At 38.5% G+C, this 18,943-nt stretch carries 18 protein-coding genes; 3 read left to right on the forward strand and 15 right to left on the reverse strand.

Annotated elements, in window-relative coordinates:
* Position 1: 1 nt before the first annotated feature.
* The 3 genes from pxpA to ACIQXH_RS07865 form a co-directional block, all read right to left on the reverse strand.
* Positions 2–760 (reverse strand): 5-oxoprolinase subunit PxpA, encoded by a 759-nt coding sequence (gene pxpA / locus ACIQXH_RS07855; protein ID WP_402873165.1) that lies wholly within the window; start codon positions 758–760, stop codon positions 2–4.
* A gap of 620 nt (positions 761–1,380) precedes the next feature.
* Positions 1,381–1,773: a large conductance mechanosensitive channel protein MscL gene (mscL, locus tag ACIQXH_RS07860; RefSeq protein ID WP_402872456.1), complete on the reverse strand. Its 393-nt coding sequence runs from the start codon at positions 1,771–1,773 to the stop codon at positions 1,381–1,383.
* A gap of 137 nt (positions 1,774–1,910) precedes the next feature.
* Positions 1,911–3,380, reverse strand: coding sequence for an MFS transporter (locus ACIQXH_RS07865; protein WP_402872453.1), 1,470 nt, complete (start codon positions 3,378–3,380; stop codon positions 1,911–1,913).
* Positions 3,381–3,703: 323 nt separating this feature from the next.
* Here ACIQXH_RS07865 and ACIQXH_RS07870 point away from each other — a divergent pair, with 323 nt between their 5' ends.
* The gene (locus ACIQXH_RS07870) at positions 3,704–4,048 is read left to right on the forward strand and encodes a DUF6176 family protein (RefSeq protein ID WP_402872450.1); all 345 of its coding nucleotides are present in this window, start codon (positions 3,704–3,706) and stop codon (positions 4,046–4,048) included.
* A gap of 266 nt (positions 4,049–4,314) precedes the next feature.
* On the forward strand, positions 4,315–5,742 hold the full coding sequence (locus ACIQXH_RS07875; protein ID WP_402872447.1) for an aldehyde dehydrogenase family protein: 1,428 nt from the start codon (positions 4,315–4,317) through the stop codon (positions 5,740–5,742).
* A gap of 516 nt (positions 5,743–6,258) precedes the next feature.
* Here ACIQXH_RS07875 and ACIQXH_RS07880 read toward each other — a convergent pair.
* Both ACIQXH_RS07880 and ACIQXH_RS07885 read right to left on the reverse strand, forming a co-directional pair.
* On the reverse strand, positions 6,259–7,089 hold the full coding sequence (locus tag ACIQXH_RS07880) for a DUF2935 domain-containing protein (RefSeq protein WP_403122919.1): 831 nt from the start codon (positions 7,087–7,089) through the stop codon (positions 6,259–6,261).
* Positions 7,090–7,383: 294 nt separating this feature from the next.
* Positions 7,384–7,593, reverse strand: a complete 210-nt coding sequence (locus tag ACIQXH_RS07885) for a hypothetical protein (protein WP_402872441.1) — start codon at positions 7,591–7,593, stop codon at positions 7,384–7,386.
* Between the two features lie 441 nt (positions 7,594–8,034).
* Between ACIQXH_RS07885 and ACIQXH_RS07890 the strand changes: the two genes are divergently transcribed.
* A complete protein-coding gene (locus ACIQXH_RS07890) occupies positions 8,035–8,352 on the forward strand; it encodes an iron-sulfur cluster biosynthesis family protein (protein WP_402872438.1) in 318 nt (105 codons plus the stop codon).
* 69 nt (positions 8,353–8,421) lie between these two features.
* On the opposite strand, the gene truA is transcribed toward ACIQXH_RS07890, so the two are convergent.
* The 10 genes from truA to ACIQXH_RS07940 form a co-directional block, all read right to left on the reverse strand.
* Positions 8,422–9,159, reverse strand: a complete 738-nt coding sequence (gene truA, locus ACIQXH_RS07895; protein ID WP_402872435.1) for a tRNA pseudouridine(38-40) synthase TruA — start codon at positions 9,157–9,159, stop codon at positions 8,422–8,424.
* A 650-nt stretch (positions 9,160–9,809) separates the two neighbouring features.
* Positions 9,810–10,667 (reverse strand): aspartate/glutamate racemase family protein, encoded by an 858-nt coding sequence (locus ACIQXH_RS07900; protein WP_402872432.1) that lies wholly within the window; start codon positions 10,665–10,667, stop codon positions 9,810–9,812.
* 96 nt (positions 10,668–10,763) lie between these two features.
* Positions 10,764–12,071, reverse strand: coding sequence for an MFS transporter (locus ACIQXH_RS07905; protein ID WP_403122921.1), 1,308 nt, complete (start codon positions 12,069–12,071; stop codon positions 10,764–10,766).
* Between the two features lie 140 nt (positions 12,072–12,211).
* Entirely contained in the window at positions 12,212–13,591 is a 1,380-nt protein-coding gene (locus ACIQXH_RS07910) for an FAD-dependent oxidoreductase (protein WP_402872426.1), read from the reverse strand.
* Between the two features lie 4 nt (positions 13,592–13,595).
* Complete coding sequence (locus ACIQXH_RS07915) at positions 13,596–14,042, reverse strand: GlcG/HbpS family heme-binding protein (RefSeq protein ID WP_402872423.1); 447 nt, start codon at positions 14,040–14,042, stop codon at positions 13,596–13,598.
* A gap of 19 nt (positions 14,043–14,061) precedes the next feature.
* A complete protein-coding gene (locus ACIQXH_RS07920) occupies positions 14,062–14,796 on the reverse strand; it encodes an SDR family NAD(P)-dependent oxidoreductase (RefSeq protein WP_402872420.1) in 735 nt (244 codons plus the stop codon).
* A gap of 18 nt (positions 14,797–14,814) precedes the next feature.
* On the reverse strand, positions 14,815–16,227 hold the full coding sequence (locus tag ACIQXH_RS07925; RefSeq protein WP_402872417.1) for an FAD-dependent oxidoreductase: 1,413 nt from the start codon (positions 16,225–16,227) through the stop codon (positions 14,815–14,817).
* Between the two features lie 17 nt (positions 16,228–16,244).
* Positions 16,245–17,114, reverse strand: coding sequence for an isocitrate lyase/PEP mutase family protein (locus ACIQXH_RS07930; RefSeq protein ID WP_402872414.1), 870 nt, complete (start codon positions 17,112–17,114; stop codon positions 16,245–16,247).
* Between the two features lie 12 nt (positions 17,115–17,126).
* Positions 17,127–17,909 carry an FAD synthase gene (locus ACIQXH_RS07935; protein ID WP_402873163.1) on the reverse strand — a complete coding sequence of 261 codons (783 nt, stop codon included), beginning with the start codon at positions 17,907–17,909 and terminating at the stop codon, positions 17,127–17,129.
* Positions 17,910–17,932: 23 nt separating this feature from the next.
* Positions 17,933–18,883, reverse strand: coding sequence for a VOC family protein (locus tag ACIQXH_RS07940; protein WP_402872411.1), 951 nt, complete (start codon positions 18,881–18,883; stop codon positions 17,933–17,935).
* Between the last annotated feature and the right edge of the window lie 60 nt (positions 18,884–18,943).

Below are 18,943 nucleotides of genomic sequence, written 5' to 3' on the forward strand. Positions count from 1 at the left end.
ATTAAGCGAACGAACTAACAGTAATTTCAGACAACTTCAACGATTTTTTAACATGACTCGCAAAACTTAAGGCGTGAGTTCCATCTCCATGTATACAAATCGTATCTGCCTTTATTGCTACTTCCGTTCCTTGCTGGGACAAGACCTTTCCTTCCTTAACCATTTTAATCACTTGAGCTACAGCTTCATCGTCGCTTTCAATTAATGCATTCTTTTCCCTTCGAGATGTCAATGAGCCATCATCTTGATACGTACGATCGGCAAACACTTCACTAGCAGTCTGTAAACCAATAGATTGACCAGCGCGAATCAATTCACTTCCCGACAAACCGAATAATATAAGTTCGGGATTAATTTTATATACGGCTTCTGCAATGGCAAGTGACAGATTTTTGTTTTGAGCCGCCATATTATAGAGTGCCCCGTGTGGTTTGACATGTTGCATCCGGCCTCCTTCGGATTGTAAGAAACCATTCAATGCACCTATTTGATACACCACAATATCATAAGCTTCTTGGGGGGAAATATTAATATTCCGTCGCCCAAATCCCATTAAATCTTGTAAACCAGGATGGGCACCAATTTTCACATCTTTTTCTAAAGCTAGCTGAACTGTTTTTCTCATAACTGATGGGTCACCAGCGTGAAAGCCGCACGCAACATTCACTGAAGTAACGTAATTTAAAATTTCTTCATCATTTCCCATTCGATAGGCCCCAAAGCTTTCTCCTAAATCACAATTCAAATCAACTGTATGCATGATTATTTCCTCCATTTCAACGATAATTCCATTACGCTTCTCATAGATTGATAGTTTGTAAGCCAATTAATACAATTCCGAAATTCGGAATGTCAGTTTCACATTTCGGAATTTTCTAAATTGTATCATTTGTTTTTCAATTACACAATATACTTGTTAGATTACCTAACATTATGAAATGTTGAGATATGGAAAACATCACCCATTTTAATAGGTAGTTTTTCCTGAACGTTTAAATCCTGAATGACCCCGTACTCTTAAATGTTTCATGGTAGGAGCTGCCCGTTACTTCTTCACCCTTCTGACTTTAAGCCCATCTATACCCTTGAATAATTCCATAGTACTAATTAAAAAATCACCCAAAATAAACTATTGAAAAAATCCCAGTGTAACATCTCTAAAAAGTAAACAGGAAGTCAAGGGCAAGAGCAACACATAGAGCGCCATCAGATAATGGGAAGCAAGCTTTCCAGCTAGATATGAAACAACTGAAAGGGTCTTAATAAAACTTCTATATACATAAAAAAAGAACATGTCTGGAACCAAACTGTTCCAGACATGTTCTTTATCATTCTATTTATTTTCTATATAACCTTACCGTGCTCAGAAAATGAAGAGATTCATCTCCTGTCATCCTCGCGTACATTTTTTTGCAAAAGGTCACGGATATCCTTTAAATATTGTTCAGTTGCTGGTGCTTCCACCACTACCTCTTCTTGCTCTTTTTTTCTAAAAATGGAATTTGCCAACTTCATAAATATGAAAATAGCAAACGCAATAATCAAGAAATCAATCACGGCTTGAATAAACGATCCATATTGAATGACCGCACTTCCCACCGGTATGGACAGTGAAGAAAGATTGATTCCCCCTAGTAAAATCCCAACAATCGGCATGATAATATTTTCAACTAGTGACGAAACGATTTTTCCAAATGCCGCCCCCATCACTACTGCAATAGCCAGATCAAGTACGTTGCCTTTAGCAATAAACTCCCTAAATTCCTTAATCATAATACCTACACCTTTCAATCTATAAGTGCTACAAGTTTATCAGATTTACACGAAGAAATGAACAAGTCTAGAAGCATCAATAGAAAAAAGGCATAAGCTTAAGCACGTAAAACAATCCTGCATTCCTTTTTCATTAATCATTTCATACTAAAATCAGAAATTTTCTTGCTCTTTACCCTTTTTCGAATATCGAAAAGGACAACTATAAAAAATCCTGTGAGCACTACACCCGTGAGCATAAACCCTCCAGCGATACCAATCCGTAAAAAACCAAGAACCGATGAACCGACAACCACACCGATAGAGAAAAATGCATAAAAATATCCATAAGCCTGTCCACGTGTTTCAGGCGTCGTGGATTGTATCAAGAGTGTATTAATAGACGGGAATAAACTTGAGAATCCAATCCCGTATAGAATCATTACAAGATATAATGTCAACGTCGTCGTCATTTGCCCAATCAGCATTTGGCTAATGGCTAAAACAGCCACACCAATAAGCATTGTATACACAGGATCTACCCGGTTAAACACTCGATTTGTCGGTAAAATAAATAGGAAAACCGCTACAATTCCAAACATGCTCATTAGTGTACCGGACATCTGGGAACTATAGCCAAGTGCTTCTACATGCAAAGGCAGCAAATAAGCCAATGCCCCTTGGGAAAACATCAAAAAGAACGCACCCATAAATGCTTTTTGTACATCCCGGTTCCACTTGAATGAGACATGCGACGCTTCTCTCTCTTGCTTCTTGACGTGTACTTGACGTAATAAAAAAGAGCAAACAAGTAATAAGACACCGAGTGCGCCTATTACGGTGAAGACATTCGGAACGGATGTTTTACTCGCCATTATTCCACTGAAAGCTGGTCCTATAATGGCAGCAATCCCCACGAATGATCCAGTTACCGCACTCTTACTCCCCTGTTTATCATGCGCAGTTGTATTCGCTAGGAGCGTAAATGCAGCGGGTACAATTAGGCCACCAAAAAAGCCGTGTAGAGATCGAACGATAAGCAAAGTCAGAGGGTCATCAACGAAATGATAAGAAAATAATGATGCACTCGTAGCGGCCAGTCCAAATAACATCATCGAGAGTGGACCAATTTTATCCGTTAATATTCCCGATGCGATATTGCCAAATGAGTTCGTAAAAGAATATAAACCGACCACAATGCCTGCAATAAATGCACTCGCCCCTACTGACTTCGCAAATGTACTCATGACCGGAAGCTGAGCAAATAAGTCTATAAATGAAAAGAATATAATGCTATAGATAATCCATGACATTCGGAAAGGCTTAACAGGGTAGCGATCTTTCACTTTTTTTAAATAAACGTCAAAGATAAAATTCCCAAATGGAATAAAAGCGACAAATACAGCGGCAAGTGACCAACTAATCGACCACTGGATGCGAATAGCTGCATATAGAATGCTTCCAATATACAAGAGGAAAATACCCCCGTGTATACTACCATTAATCGTCACTGCAAGCGGTAAATCAGCAAAATATTTTAGTGGCATAGCAATAAGTAATAACGTCAGTAATGAAATACCATCCAAGATTCCTGCTATGCGTAAATAATCTATAGGTGAACGACGCATTTTAGCTCTCCTTATCATTAAAGTAGTTTCTTTTCTTAATTTATACAGGTATACAGTAATTTTACTATAATCATATCTTAATTAGATTAATATTTGAATAAGAGTGCTTATAGGTTCTATAAAGATACATTTAAAACGAAACTACGTATTATTATATTATTAAAATGAAAGGAATCGGTTAATACTTCAAATCACACTATATGGATAGATACTATCGTTCCTTATATATAATCATACACTGTAGAACTGAACATTGTTATTTATTTCAAAACTACATAAAATATGTAACGTAGATAAGTTATCAAATTTTATGGAGGATATGCATGAATGTAGAACTTACAAGATTTAGAGTGAAGGAAGGAAAATCAGAACAAGTAGATGAATGGTTAACGTTTCTTAATGAAAATATGAATGATGTGCTGATAACGCTTGAAGGTGAAAAGATGTATGTAGAAACGATATTTAGAGAGATTCTAAATGGTGAGGAATATCTATATTGGTACTCTGTCCAAGGTGATAATGGTCTCGAAGTGAACGATTCAGATCACTGGATAGATAAAAAACATGTAGAGTATTGGAAAGAATGTATCGATGAAACATTTAGGCCGGTCGATTTAAAAACCGAAGTAGTGATGATCCCTACTAATATAAGGGAAATGATGAAATGACCTCAATTTTTTGAGGTCTTTTTTGTATTTCACACCCCCTATTTTATTGGAAGCAGTAAAACTATCAAACCTTGCCTATCACCGCTTGAAAACATAATTTTAGGTTTATGAATTTTAAATTTAAATTTCCATATGATACATCATTTAAGATTAATTGGTACCTAAACCCATTTTCACTATCCTATCCAGTTACAAGTAATTATAACGTTTACTCTTCATTATACAGGGAAAAAACCTAATATAAATGAAGAAAAGGAGCTGGAATAATGCATAACTATATACAACAATATATTAATGGTGAATGGGTGGATTCCACAAGTACAGAAACGATTGAAGTTATTAACCCAGCTACAGAAAAAGTCATCGGGAAAATTAGTGCTGGTACTAAAGAGGATGTCGATCGTGCAGTTGAAGCCGCACGTGCTGCCTTCCCCTCATTCTCTAGAATGGATATAGAAGACAGAATTAAGCTTTTAGAGAATATTGCTAAAGAATATGAAAACCGGAAAGATGATCTTGTTAAAGTTATAACCGAAGAGTTAGGTTCTCCTATTACTCGTAGTGAACAGATTCAGTACGAGATGGGCTTACAGCATTTTAAAAAAGCTGCGGAACTTCTTAAATCCTTCGAGTTTACGGAACAAAGAGGAAACACCTTAATCAAAAAAGAAGCAATTGGCGTTGCCGGTCTTATTACCCCCTGGAATTTCCCGACAAATCAACCTTCTACCAAACTAGCAAGTGCATTTGCTGCAGGTAGCACGGTCGTACTAAAGCCTGCCGCCATGACACCATTTGCGGCAATCATCCTAGCAGAGATTTTTGATAAAGCCGGATTACCTAAAGGGGTATTCAACTTAGTAAATGGGTCGGGCTCAACCATTGGGGACGCCATCAGTTCTCATCCAGGTATCGATTTCGTTTCCTTCACCGGTTCGGGTCCCGTGGGTACGAAAATCATGGAAAATGCGGCTCAAGATATAAAGAAAGTGTCACTTGAACTAGGAGGGAAATCTCCGTTAGTTATTTTAAAAGACGCAAATGTTAAAGATGCGGCACGAACAGCCATTTTAAATGTTGCGATGAATACCGGACAAGTTTGTACAGCGGCAACACGGACCATCATTCCAAAATCGATGCATGATGAATTCATTGAGGCCGTCAAAGAAGCACTTCCTGATTTTCCCGTAGGTGATCCACAAGATAAAAATACCTTCATGGGACCACAAGTTTCTAAAGAGCAATGGGAAACTGTACGGTCTTATATAAATAAAGGTACAGAAGAAGGAGCCACTCTTGTCGCTGGTGGGCCAGGAAAACCAGATGGACTCGATAAAGGATATTTCTCAAAAATCACCGTTTTCACTAATGTAAAAAACGATATGACCATTGCCCAAGAAGAAATCTTTGGACCTGTCATGTCCATACTGACTTATGAAACCATCGATGAAGCCATCGAAATAGCCAATGACACAAAATATGGTTTAGCCGGGTATGTATTCGGTCAAAATCCAGATGAATTGTTCAAAGTGGCTTCAAACATTCGGGCCGGCCAAATCACGGTCAACAATCCAAAAACAGACTTCTCTGCTCCATTCGGCGGTTTCAAACAGTCAGGAATCGGTCGTGAATGGGGTGATTATGGAATTGAGGAATTCCTAGAACCGAAAGCTATTATAGGTATGCCCTCTTAAGGGTTTATGTGGGTGTCCTTGTCGGGCACCCTTTAACTATGATGGAATTAAACATAATACTTCCTTATAAATGCCCACATCTCAACCAATTTATTTCCTATATCTATCCAGATAAATCTGATTTACTATAGTAGTAGCAATGAATGATTACATTTTGATGGCAATCTATACATTGGTTTCCCTACATCTACTTTCAACGATACCTGAAAGTTCGACCAAAAGGCATGTAATATTTTTGAATGCCCGACCAAGCTAATAGACTTCAATAAAAATCTTAATTATGCAAAAAAGGGATAGTCTCTCAAAGTTGAGAGACTATCCCTTTTTAATATGAAGCCCTAGCCCTACGTGTCAAACTAATTTTATTTTAAATTAATTGGATTTAAGATTTTTGCTTTTTGATTTAGATAATTCAAAGATGGTTCCGTTAGTTAACATACCTAATAATCAATGTTTGATCCAGCGCATTGACCTGTAACACTATAGCACTTGCTTCATCAATCTTTTCGCAGTTAATTACTTTGTAAGATGTGCTTCGAACATGTCAATAATTTCAAGAAATCTTTCAGCTTCACGGAAAACATGGTCTGCTAATAAAGGATGGATAATGCTCTTAATTTTACATTCCTCAATTAGATCCCGAGCTGTTTTCTTGAAATCTCGAAGCGAAACTACAGATACCCTATTCTGATCAAGAAACTGATCTAAAAGAGGATCGGTCTTTGATTGTGGTTTCATAGACTCTAAGTCTGTAGCCTGAAACAACAATTGATCAAAATCATTGCTAAACTCCCTTGCCATATCCACAAGCTTTCTTTCCGATGGATCAAGGAGATGTCCAATGAATTTGGCATGATCGGCCATAATTCTTAAGAAAAAAACATTCTCTTTGATTATTGCATCAGGAAGTGGTTTCAACTTCCCTTCATTTAATTCAATTAACCGTTTTCTAAAATAATTTGCTTCTCGACTTGTATGGTCCACTAAAAGCGGGAAATTGTTTGCTCCTGGTAATTGACCGGTTAGTATCAGTCCTAACACTTTCCTCTTAAAGGCAAATATACCTGTCGCAGCCTGTTGAACTTCCGAATTAAACCTTTTAATTTGTTCTGGATCGGTTTGATTTGTAAAAGAATGTGATTGTTGCTCAACTTTTTCAAACAATTGATAATACTGATTTGCTTCTTCAATTAACTGTGTATCGTCACATCTAAAACCCAATCTAAGAAATAAAGAGTGTTCCTTCATAATTCTAGACCAAAAGCGAATTTCATCTAAAGACCGTGCAACAAACATTCCTGTAGCTGTTCCCATATTTGAACCTTGTGAGTTTTCATTCCAATTCATACTATGCCCCCAATATCATGCATAAATAAAATACCTTTAATATTGTATTAGCAAGTGTTCATAAAAATACTGCCAGCCTGGATAAAATATATGATTGTACATTCAAAAGGCCTCGAATTGGCAGCCCTATAATGGCCCGAATTCTACAAGATTTCGAATGAGAGGCTTGTATGTTCAACAGTCATAATTAATAAAAAAAGTCGCTCAACTACTGATTTCTCAGCATGTTGAACGACTTTTCCGATTTGGTTACGGCAGGATTTGAATATTCCTTAGTGATTTATTCCCTAAAATTCAACGTGAAGGTTTAGGAGCTGAACAATCTGAACAACTTCTCTGATTGCTCCCTTTAAATTTAGTGAAAGATTTTTCAAAGATATTTCCGCATGAACATTTAAACTGTAGTTTTTGAGAGTACCCAAGATATTCAGTAGAAAGTAATTCACTATCGGAATTCTTCGTGACATAGTCACGGATATTTTCAATAGTCCATTTTTTATTCATATTAACACACCTCCGATAGTGTTTCCGAATTAAAAAAGGAAGAAGTTTCGGATAATTCCCTTTCAATGTAGGTAAAAGGCTACCCAATCTACTTGAGTACCCTATTATAGCATTACTTTTATCATATAACACATAGCTCTTTCATATTTTAAAGTATATGAACCCCTTTCATTCTGAAGGTAGAAGGCTAACATCCTCCAAAGAGTAGAATTGTCAGCCTCTACTATTTTGCCACTTACTCTTTAGCCCTTTTTTTAATGGGTAACTAGGGGGATTTTATCTAGGCAGCTTTTACATAAGATATCTCTTCATTTAACATTTAATGGACACATTAGTTTATAAACAATTGGGTATATGAATGAATAGAATGTTTAACCAGTCTTTATAATTTTCTTTGTATTGATATTCATGATAAATAATTTTTAACTGGAGTGTTGTTAAATGCATATTGAGCTAAAAAAAGAAGCAGTAGAACAATTAAGAAAAGTGGACTATAAAAAGAACGAAGGGATACGAATCGAAGCCATCTATCTTGGAAGCTGTTCCATTTATGTGGAACACGAACTGAAAATTGATAACCAAACAAAAGAAGATGAGAAATTCATAATCGATGGAGTGCCTATATTAATATCAAGTGAATCCAAAAAGCATTTACCTAATAAAGTATTTCTTAGCTACAGTGATAGTCTTGGATATAAACTATATTCAGACGAAGAAACTTTGAGATATAATCTCCAATTGAAGAGAGTAAATGAATAAATAACTCAAAAAAAACCAACTTCTATTTCAGTTGGTTTTTTTAAGTGTAACCATATTGTTGGTTCTGTTTTAAAACTCGACCGTTTCCAAGTACAACCCAGCTGGGTCTGCCATACGGCCCGTTTGGATTCTTTCTTTCGACTCAATGATACTTGGGATATTTTTAGCTTCTATTTCATTCAATCCGACTTCTATTAACGTTCCCACAATCTTTCTAACCATATTATAAAGGAAACCATTACCTCGCACTCTAATTTCAATGAAGCCTGCAACTTCTTCTATATCAATAGAATATATTTCACGGACCATGGACTTCTTCTTTGACTTTGCATTCGAATAAGCCGTAAAATCGTGACTGCCTATAAAGTATTGACTTCCTTCTATCATGCTTGGAATATTGAGGTTTTCCTCAACATGCATACTGTATTTTCGCATGAACGGATTTGTATAGGGTTCGTTCCAGATCTTATACAAGTAGGTCTTATCCTTCACATTATAACGGGCATGAAAACGTTCAGGAACCAATGTAACTTCCACAATACTGATATCCCGTGGTAAATACCTATTCAAATAATTCATGACTTCAGTTTCAGTCATATTCAAACTCATCTTAAAATTGGCTATTTGTGAAAACGCGTGTACACCCGAATCGGTCCTGCTACACCCAATGATTTCAATGGGTTCTCCTACCATTTCCGTTAACACACTTTCTATTTTTCCCTGAATCGTATTTTCACTATCGCCAAGTCGTTGCCAACCCTGATAGCGTCCACCATCATATTGAATGGTCAATTTGTAGTTATTCATTACTTCCTCCTACTATTATTACTAATAGAGTATATCCAAAGAAAAATCCAGACAAACTAGCCTAGCCCTCACGACCCTTCATGAGGGATTGAATGATTTTTTCATTATTAGTAACACTGGTAATTATTATGTGTTTGTCCTCAAGTCACAAAATAGGAAATTCCGATTTACATATCCGGTTTCGGAATTACTCTTACAATCTTTAATACATGGTCTATGTAAAGATATACAAACATCATATTATCCATTATAAGCCTGGCAACCAAGCTGAGTACTTCATCATAGTGTACCAAAGCGGCTAACATCGTGCAAAGAAACAAAATATTCAAACAAAAAAACATGAATATACCTATCTGGATAAAAAAGAAGAAGTAACTGTGCTTACTCTCACTATAGAAATGATTTAGGTGTTGGATATGCATCCAAGTTTACATACTTATGGAGCGAGTTAAAAGGCTAATTATGTCCAAAGATTTCCCATATTAAAAACAGGTGGAGAAAAGCGTTTCTTTTTCATCCTCCTGTTTTTATTTTATTTTTTTAAGCTAAAAGCAGTTGAACATCCAAATAAACTGGATATCTTCATGTGATAAATTTCCTGTTTCATTTACGATTCAAACATTTTAGTTACAAATAATAATATTTGAGTTTTAAGTTAAAGACGCTTTTTCCCCGCCTCTTACCGGGAGTCCATGGTCGTTTTTGCAATCCGGAACAGGAACCAATCCGTAAAGTCCACGAAGCCTTGCTACTGCGTCTGCAGGTGGTTTTGAATTGTAAAAACCTCGTCGAGTCATGTAAACACCTGAATTCTTCTTAAGATCCACTAACGATTCACACATCTTAATCCCAGCAGCAAAAGAGTCGATCACCGGAACATCCCCAATCCTTGATATGCCATGGGTTGCCAGGAATACATTCATTGGTCCTTCTCCCGGTACGATTATATCTGCTCCCTCAGCAATGGCCTTTTCAGCAGCCTTTTTGAATGAAGCTATGACTAGCTCAGGATTTTCGAACCCGGCCAGCACATCGTCAAAACCAATCTCCGTCTGTACAATGGGACCGAGTTTCCCTCCCAAGCCATATCGTTCCGCATTTTGACGAAGCTCATCTGCTAGTGGGGCCAAGAAATTCACCACACCGATTCGATCACCAAGCATGGAAGCAATATGGAAAGAGGCTTGTCCATACCCGATAACCGGAATATCCACCAATGTACGGGCTTCTAACAGACCCACATCTGGAATTGTACCGATGAACATGGCATCATATCCAGCACTTTCAGCCATTAATGCTGCGCGGACAAACTGCTCACGGTGTAAATTTTGAAGATAAGAATAAGTAATAAAATGTCCAGGGTAATTCGATGGGTAAGTCTCTTTCTCCATTCCGTGGAGAACAACCTCCACCCCCGGGCGAGCTACACGATCAATGTGCTTTAAAACAGCATCCCTGTATGGAACCACTGATTCAATACTGGTTAGACTTTGATGCCAGATTTTCATGAGTTACCTCCTTAATTAGAAAATGTGTGCAATTTACGAAAAGGGAATATTACATTTATCAATTACATTAAAATCTTACCCAAGCGTATTATCGGTTTACACTTCCTTACCAACATTCAGTGGGAATTTTCTATGATATTGATTCAAGGTAATGAGCGTCAGCAAACTAACAAGCATAAACCCTGTAATGACTAGCATACCTTGCTGTAAATTTAAGACACCTAATACCATCGGCCCAATAAAACCACCCAAAGATGACAAGGTACTTACGAGAGCGATTCCTGCAGGTGCTGTAGATTCACTGAAGAAAAAGGTTAAATAAGCATAAAATGAACCCGAAATTCCATATAGTCCTGCGGAAGCTATTGAAAGCATTAAAATCATTAATGGTATGGTTGTAACAAAGGCACATCCGATTAAGCCAACCATAGCAATTGATACACAAACAGCCAGATGTTGTTTATGCTTATTGGTTCTGTCCGCATTCCAACCAACAAATAAAATCGAAGGTATGGCAACCAATGGAGGTATCATTGCAAGCCAACCGACTTCCATGTTTGAAGTACCGGACGCAGAAAGATTTTTAATAATGGTCGGTATCCAGAAATTCAGACCGTTCACAGCTACAAATCCTGCAATATTAAATACTGACAGTTTCCAAACATTCGAATCTTTCAGCATACCCCTATGCGAGGTTTTATTATGTTTTGCAGCTAACTTTCTTTCCGTTTCTAGTTCCCCTTCCAGCCATGTCTTTTCTTCATTTGTTAACCATTTTGCATGGGCAGGGCGATTTGTCAAATAAAACAGCACAATTATGCCTAACATTACAGCTGGGAGGCCTTCGAGAATAAACATCCATCTCCAGCCAGATAACCCACCCCAAGCTATTTTATCGATAATCCAAGTTGAGAGCGGCGCACCAACTAATGCAGCTAATGGGAGAGCAACAAAAAACGCTGCAGTTGCTTTTCCACGTTCCCGGGCACGGAACCAATACGTTAAATACAAAATGATGCCAGGGGTGAACCCTGCCTCGGCGACACCTAACAAGAAGCGTAAGATATAACGATGCACTGCCGATTGAACGAAACCGGTAAGTATGACTATGATTCCCCAGGTAATCATGATGCGAGCGATCCAAAACTTTGCCCCAACCTTTTGCAAAATCATATTACTAGGTACCTCAAATAGACAGTAACTGATATAAAAGAATCCTGATAGAAGTCCAAACATTTCGGCCGATAACGCCAGTTCAGCATTCATTTCTAACGCAGCATATCCCATATTAACCCGGTCAAGGAAAGCAACAATATACAAAACCAAAATAAAAGGCAAAATCCTTACCATTGTTTTCTTCAATGTACTACTTTCAATTTCCTGTATATTGATATTCTGGCTCATATCTATTTCCTCCCACTGAATGGGTTTTCCAAAAGACTAATAGTCTCTATATAACTGAAACCAGTAACGGTCATTCTCCTGTGAGGCTCTTCATCCAGACGTCCATATTTTTAAAAGAATGTTGAACAACTGCGCACATTTTATTTTGTTAACGATTTTCCAGCCCTCAACTTATTTATAGCTTGGTTCGCTGCCACTCTACCAAAAATGGCTGCTTTCCCTAAAGAACTCCCTGTCATGTACCCTGCTCCATGAAATCCACCAACCATCTCTCCTGCCGCATACAAACCAGGAATCACTTCATTAAATGGATTGATGACTTCTGCTCTGGTATTAACCCGTACACCTGCGTATGTCGCTAGCATAGCCGCAACGGTTTCCATCGCATAATATGGTGCTTGTTGAATTGGCAACGGCGTTCCAAATGTATGAGTTAAAGTTTTTCTACCAAATGCATCGTTTCCTCTAGCAATCCCTTCATTATATGATGCGACGGTCTGGATTAAGCTTTCAGTAGGTAGTTGAAGTAAAAGAGCTAGCTCTTCTAAGGAATCTGCTTTCACTATTAAATTTTCTGAATATAAAAGATCAAAATCATATAGGGCATCGTTTTTTACACTTTCATTCATAACTGCTTGATCAAAGACTTGAAAGGTTTTTTGTTTTTGTTGTAATGCTGCATCGCCTAATAATTTGTAAGAAATCGATTCATTCACAAAACGGTTGCCTTCTTCATTTACAATGATGCCACCCTTATAGAATGTATGGGCTTGGAGCTTTCCCCCATTAGTCGATTTTGGATGAAAGCCATATGTGCCTTTCAAATTCGGAAAATCTATTAACCATGCACCTACAGAAGCTGCTAACTTTAATCCATCTCCTTGATTCCCGGTCCCTCCAAGGCGAATCGTACCATCTAATTGAGGGGCATATAAATGCAGCATCTCTTCACTTTGAGAAAATCCACCAGTCGTTAAAATCACACCTGAATTGGCAAAGCATTCTTTTTTCTCACCATTCTGTTCATACACTACACCTTTAACCGAATCTTCCTTGATGATCAATCGATTTACAGGGCTATTCAAATACAAGATAGCTCCATTTTCCACTGCCTTATTCCTTAGCGAGTAAATTGCTTGCTCCGGTATGATTGTATGTCCTCTTGGATTAGAATGGCCACTCACTGCCTGACAATCTTGAAACTGAATACCATGTGCTACGAGCCAGTTATATGTTTCCAGTTGATGTTTTCCATACGCTTTTACTAGCGCCTCATCATTTTGATGCTGGCCAACCGTTAACATATCTTCTATTAAACTAGGAGTTGAGTCTTGGATGCCGAGACGTTTTTGAAAATCCGTTCCAGCAAAGGCCATAAAACAACCGCTTAAAAGGGAACTGCCCCCAATGGTATCTTGTTTTTCAAAGATAGCGACGCTTAATCCTTGCTCGGTAGCTTCCAGTGCGGCACATAGGCCAGCCATCCCAGCCCCGACAATAATCACATCTACTTGGTTCATTACCTTATACTTCCTTTGTTGCTGCTAACAAAACGCTTAGCCCGGCCTCACACACTTGCATATCATGCGTGTAATGCCCACCGCTAACACCAATCCCCCCAACGCACTCACCATCTACCTGGATTGGATATCCTCCACCAAATACCACAAGGCGATTTGTATGTACTAATCCAGCCATTAATGGTGGATCATCCTTCAAGCGATCATACCATTCATGTGTCGCACGATTATAAGCGGCTGCTGAAAATGCCTTATTTTGAGCGATTTCCAATGCCAAGACAGGCGTACCGTCCATAGCAGAAAACGCCTTTAAATTTCCCGCTTTATCCACGATAGAAATCGCAAAGTTCATGCCTAACTCTTTCCCTTTCTCTTCTGCCTTTTTAAGTATCTCCTTAGCCAAATCCAATGTAATTGTTTGTTGTGTGTAAACCTGTTTCAATTCTGTCATTATAAACTCCCCCATTTCATTATTTTGTAATTCCAACTGGCATTCCAGCACCAAATGCTTCTACAGAAGTTGCCGATATAGCCTTACTCTTTGGTAAAACTATATCCACGATTACATAGGCTATATCGATGGGATGCAGCCATCCTGCCTTATTGATATTTCCGCCTAGTGCTGCGGTCATTTGCGTGTCGACAGGTCCCGGACATACTGCATTCACTCGCACGCCATAAGGTTTTAATTCTTCTCCCAATGCTTTCGAAAAACCGATTACAGCATGTTTTGAAGTGATATAAGCACTGCGATCCGGACCACCTTTAGTACCCCATATAGATGAAATGTTCACAATAACTCCATCATTTTTTTGCTTCATTTCCTTTACAACTTGTTTGCTGAAATAGTACGGACCATGCACATTCACATCAAACATCCTTTGCCACTCATAAGTAGATGTTTCAGTAAAAGGTTTTAAAAGCATTGCTCCTGCATTATTAATTAAAATATCAACCGTCCCAAGTTGTTCCCTAACCTTCTCTACAACCGCCTCGACTTCCTCTTCATTCGCTACATCGCATGAAACGGCAATTGCTTTCGTGCCATAAGTGTTTTGAATAAACTCTGCCACGTTTTCACATTCCTGCAGATCTCGGGCGCAAATGGCCACCTTTGCTCCGTAGGAAGCCAGTAAAATGGCGGTTTCTTTCCCAATCCCCTTACTGGCACCTGTTATAAGTGCCACTTTTCCCTCTAGTTCCATTTAAGACCTCCTCCTTCATTAAATCGTTTGATAGCTATCTATATACGACACAGCATGTTTACCCGCACGACGTCCGAATACTAAGCAGCGCAATACAGATGTACCGCCTGGATATTTTCCATAATATATGCCTGATGTTTCACCAACAGCATATAAACCAGGAATCGGCACTGCATCACCTGTTAACACGCGACCCTCGACATCTGTTGCAAGCCCACCGTTAGTAAATACATTGCAACAATGTATGGGATACGCAATAAAAGGCCCCTCATTAATGGGAATCGACCAATTAGATTTATTTAAAGCTAATGTCGTCGTCGCTAAACCATCTACTTTGTCATAAATGAATTCCCCAGTTGGACAATCAGCGTTAAAATTGTCTACCGTTTGTACAAGGTTTTCACGATTCACATTGATTTTGTCCGCTAACTCTTCGATTGTACTAGCAACAATTGGTGGCCTATCAGTTTGTAAGGCCTCTTCGTAATTAGGAATCGTATACATCTTTTGATCTGTAATCATATAGGCGACATGATTTTCGCATGTATAAAAGATTTTGCGTGCTACTTCTTCGTACTGCTCATCAATTGTTGATACACCTTCATCGGTAAAGCGTTCACCATTTTGATTCACCAAAATTGCGTATGGAAATAACATAACAGCCGCTTCTTCACGCTTACTCCTAGGGTCTACCGGCTCTGCATGAAAGGAATCAAATTGACCGTTTCCTGTTGCACCAATTCGCATCGCCATTCGAATAGCTTCTCCTTTATTAAACAAGCCACCTTCTGAAACCGGAGGGATTTTGTGTGCATCTCTCCCCACATATTGAGCCATCATTTCTTTATTGCCTTGAAATCCACCTGCCGCTAAAATTACAGCATTGGTTTTCAAGTAGATGCTACTGCCATCAGATACACGTACATGTAGTCCATTTACAGCTCCTGTATCATCAAGGGTTAAGTCCCAAGCTGTAGCCTCATATATAATTTCGACACCTAAAGCACGAGCGCGTAAACTTAACGTATCAACAATCGCTTTACCTCCCCCCACTGGTAATAAACGTGGCCGGGAAGCGGTTAAAAACATTGTAGGTAAGAAATCAAATTCAACCCCCTTGGATTCAACCCATCGTAACGTTGGCCCAGCCTCTTTTTCCAATGTTTCAGCATATTGAATATCAATTAAATTATCTGAAAAATCACGCATGTCGCCCACCAAATTAGGTGCCGGTGTATCAATGTTTTCCATTCGCATATATGCAGCAGTCCAACGGGTATTCCCACCCCGTTTTTCAAACGGTGCACGTTCTAAAATTGCAATAGAGAGTGATTGGTTTTGAGCTTTTGCCTCTTCCGCTGCGGCTAAAGCAGCTGCTGTTCCAGCTGCTCCACAACCAACAATAACAAGATCATAATTTACTTCATCCATGTGCATTCACCACTTTCTCACTTTTCAGAATATTTTTCTTCCATTTTATTAATCTCATGTAATTTAAATAATTCTTGACGTTCCTCCCATGAGCAAATATATGGTGCTATATTTTTCTGTGACTGTTCTTGCTTTAAAACGTTCACTGCATCTTTTACTCCTTTAATGGCACCACGTAAAACCGTATTGGCACAAAGCATAACGCGATAACCCATTTCTTGTACTTCCGTTTGAGAAAATAGAGGGGTCTTTCCCCCTTCTACCAAGTTCAAAATAAGTGGAATGCCTGTTACTAATTTTGGAATTTCTACAATCTGTTCATATTCTTGTGGAGCTTCGATAAAAATGGCATGAGCACCAGCTTCTTTGTACGCATTCGCACGTTTGATTGCTTCATCAAAACCTAACACAGACAGTGCATCCGTACGTGCAATGATTGCCAGTTTTTCATCTTGACGCGCATCAAGAGCTGCATGTATTTTCCCTATCATTTCTTCTTGAGAAATCACTTCTTTACCATTAAAATGGCCACATTTCTTTGGCATGACCTGGTCTTCAATTTGAATGGCAGCGGCCCCTGCCTTTTCTAATATTTTTATAGTTCGTTGCATATTAATAGAATTTCCAAATCCAGTATCTGCATCTACCACCAAAGGGACCTTTGTGATATCGGCCATCCAAGAAACAACCTGTGCAATTTCCGTCAACGTCGTTAACCCCACATCCGCCCAACCAAGTTGCGCATTGGCAATGCCTGCTCCTGTCACATAAATCGCTTCAAAACCTGCTTCTTCTAATATCCGAGCTGTCATACCGTCATATGCGCCTGGTAATAACAGTGTCTCTTGCTGCTGTAATAATTGATAAAATTTTTCTGTCTTAAGCATGTACTTCATCCTTTAACTAGTTACTTGTAAGTCATGTGCTACACTCTGATGAAAAATAATTGTAGATTCCTCAAAATGAAAGTTTTGATTGAATTGTATTCTTTGATCAAACACATGCACAACTTGGGAAATAACCCGCTTTCCAATCAACATGGAAACATAATAACTACCCTCATCAGGGAGAGTATAATGCTCTTTCAAACCCTCATGGAAATGGTACTGGACTTGATAAGGTCTTCCGAGTAGTGCAGTCATCGTTTCCACTTTTCCTTTTCGTAAAAGTTCTCGTAAATAAGTGGAACTTACCTTAGTACCATACATTTCATACTTTTCTACGGCATCCACGGATAGAAGTTGTTCACTGTGCTCTGCAATCGTTTTAATCGTTCCAGCACCCTTCGCTCCATACGTATAATCAAAACCAGCTACCACGTGTTTCACTTGTAAGTTGATTAAATATTCTTGCACAAATGTTTTCGGTGTTTGAGATGCAAATGTCTTTGTAAATTCCACAATGTAGAAAATATCTACACCCAGTGTCTTTAATTGTTGTACTTTTTGCTCCATTGGCATTAAATAATCGATTTCTTGATTTGAAAACACGGTTTTGGGATGTGGAAAAAAACTCATGACCGCTAAAGGAAGCCCTCTTAGCTTTGCTGATTTTTTAGCCTTTGTTATGACATGTTGGTGCCCCTTATGAACTCCGTCAAAAAACCCTAATGCCATTACGCTTGAACAACTATTAGATTGAAAAAATGATAGATTTTGTTCATTTACAAGAATCACTTTCATCACTCTTGCCTACCTTCCATACATTAGCGAACTTCAATAGTAAGATTGTTCAGTTCCTTATCCTGCACAGTGTCACCCCAATACGTATTGCAGGAAGACCGTTCCTCTAATGTCCACTCAATCGGCTCCCAGTCCGGTTCGAAAATTTGATAACCACCTGAAAACAATTCCACACGACACCCACTTCCTGGGTCTATAACATATAGATAAATAGCTTGTGTTGCACCGTGCTTTCCTGGTCCGATAAATTGCAGTCCATTCTCTTTTAAAATATCCGCTGCTCGTAAGATATCTTGTGAATCATCCAACCAATATGAAATATGATGCAAACGAGCCGGAGTTGGTAATTTATCTTTCTTTAGTAAAGCAACATCATGAACCAAGGATGTTACACTTAACCAAGCTGCTAAAATACCATCATCACCGCGCATATATTCACGCATGTTAAAGCCCAAAACATCCATTAAAAACTCGTATGAAGCGTTTACATCTGTAGACGTATGAATATTCACATGATCGAAGCGTCGAGGAGAAATACCCTTTCGCCATGATTGATATACCTGATTTTTTAATATCGATGCATTTCCATTTGTTGCTTTCGGCTTCTCAACATCATAATACAGCTCAAATGTATGGCCACTCGGCATCTTAAACCGGATTGAATCTCCTATTCCAACCGTTGTCCCTTTTGGATATTCTTCAAAGGCCACTTCGTGTTTTTCCAATATTCCCTTGAAGCTTTCAACGCAATTTGCTGTTTTAGTACGCCAGCCAATATGTTTCACATAGCCTTCCTCTCCAGCTTCCAGGCTTAATGTGTGATGTTGAAAATCGCTATATGCACGCAAATAATGAACACCATTTACCTCCTCAGTTTCTTCCAAGCCGATCACTTCTTTGAAAAAGAATAGTGATTTATTTAAATCGCTCGTAACTAATGCAACATGTCCTAACTTCGCAATTTCTGGTTTCAATGCTCCTCTTCCTTCCTGTATGAAAACTCGATTAGCTTTGGTTCCATCTTACAAACTTTT

It is taken from the genome of Peribacillus sp. NPDC097225 (assembly GCF_044761955.1).
GTDB lineage: Bacteria > Bacillota > Bacilli > Bacillales > DSM-1321 > Peribacillus.

What these genes read in the sequence shown, in the direction of transcription:
- pxpA (WP_402873165.1), bottom strand. Translation starts at nt 760, where the DNA reads ATGCATACAGTTGATTTGAATTGTGATTTAGGAGAAAGCTTTGGGGCC.
- ACIQXH_RS07885 (WP_402872441.1), bottom strand. Translation starts at nt 7,593, where the DNA reads ATGAATAAAAAATGGACTATTGAAAATATCCGTGACTATGTCACGAAG.
- ACIQXH_RS07920 (WP_402872420.1), bottom strand. Translation starts at nt 14,796, where the DNA reads ATGGAACTAGAGGGAAAAGTGGCACTTATAACAGGTGCCAGTAAGGGG.
- ACIQXH_RS07880 (WP_403122919.1), bottom strand. Translation starts at nt 7,089, where the DNA reads ATGAATTGGAATGAAAACTCACAAGGTTCAAATATGGGAACAGCTACA.
- ACIQXH_RS07875 (WP_402872447.1), top strand. Translation starts at nt 4,315, where the DNA reads ATGCATAACTATATACAACAATATATTAATGGTGAATGGGTGGATTCC.
- mscL (WP_402872456.1), bottom strand. Translation starts at nt 1,773, where the DNA reads ATGATTAAGGAATTTAGGGAGTTTATTGCTAAAGGCAACGTACTTGAT.
- ACIQXH_RS07915 (WP_402872423.1), bottom strand. Translation starts at nt 14,042, where the DNA reads ATGACAGAATTGAAACAGGTTTACACACAACAAACAATTACATTGGAT.
- ACIQXH_RS07930 (WP_402872414.1), bottom strand. Translation starts at nt 17,114, where the DNA reads ATGCTTAAGACAGAAAAATTTTATCAATTATTACAGCAGCAAGAGACA.
- ACIQXH_RS07935 (WP_402873163.1), bottom strand. Translation starts at nt 17,909, where the DNA reads ATGAAAGTGATTCTTGTAAATGAACAAAATCTATCATTTTTTCAATCT.
- ACIQXH_RS07900 (WP_402872432.1), bottom strand. Translation starts at nt 10,667, where the DNA reads ATGAAAATCTGGCATCAAAGTCTAACCAGTATTGAATCAGTGGTTCCA.
- ACIQXH_RS07925 (WP_402872417.1), bottom strand. Translation starts at nt 16,227, where the DNA reads ATGGATGAAGTAAATTATGATCTTGTTATTGTTGGTTGTGGAGCAGCT.
- ACIQXH_RS07870 (WP_402872450.1), top strand. Translation starts at nt 3,704, where the DNA reads ATGAATGTAGAACTTACAAGATTTAGAGTGAAGGAAGGAAAATCAGAA.
- ACIQXH_RS07905 (WP_403122921.1), bottom strand. Translation starts at nt 12,071, where the DNA reads ATGAGCCAGAATATCAATATACAGGAAATTGAAAGTAGTACATTGAAG.
- ACIQXH_RS07865 (WP_402872453.1), bottom strand. Translation starts at nt 3,380, where the DNA reads ATGCGTCGTTCACCTATAGATTATTTACGCATAGCAGGAATCTTGGAT.
- truA (WP_402872435.1), bottom strand. Translation starts at nt 9,159, where the DNA reads ATGAATAACTACAAATTGACCATTCAATATGATGGTGGACGCTATCAG.
- ACIQXH_RS07890 (WP_402872438.1), top strand. Translation starts at nt 8,035, where the DNA reads ATGCATATTGAGCTAAAAAAAGAAGCAGTAGAACAATTAAGAAAAGTG.
- ACIQXH_RS07910 (WP_402872426.1), bottom strand. Translation starts at nt 13,591, where the DNA reads ATGAACCAAGTAGATGTGATTATTGTCGGGGCTGGGATGGCTGGCCTA.